This is a genomic window from Streptomyces sp. AC558_RSS880 (genome assembly GCF_019049255.1).
In the GTDB taxonomy this organism is placed as follows: Bacteria; Actinomycetota; Actinomycetes; order Streptomycetales; family Streptomycetaceae; genus Streptomyces.
In genome coordinates this window covers 1-227 of record NZ_JAGMUJ010000144.1, presented here as the reverse complement: position 1 = coordinate 227, position 227 = coordinate 1, and the positions used below count along the sequence as shown (strand labels likewise).

General features: G+C 70.5%; 1 protein-coding gene. It reads left to right on the top strand.

What is annotated here, in order from left to right; all coding sequences use genetic code 11:
• Window positions 1–227: M23 family metallopeptidase (locus KUM38_RS33070; protein WP_217135000.1), on the top strand; the 227-nt coding region annotated here is incomplete at both ends.

Below are 227 nucleotides of genomic sequence, written 5' to 3'. Positions count from 1 at the left end.
ACAAGCTGTCCGCGAGCTTCGCCCAGAACGGCGGCATGTGGGCGTCCAAGCACAGCGGTCAGGACTACGCCGTCCCCACCGGCACCCCGGTGATGGCCGCGCACGGCGGCACCGTCGTCAAGGCCGGCTCCAACGGCGCCGGTGACGGCCCCGCCTACGGCAACGCCGTCGTCATCAAGCACGGCAACGGCACGTACTCCCAGTACGCCCACCTGTCGCAGGTCGAC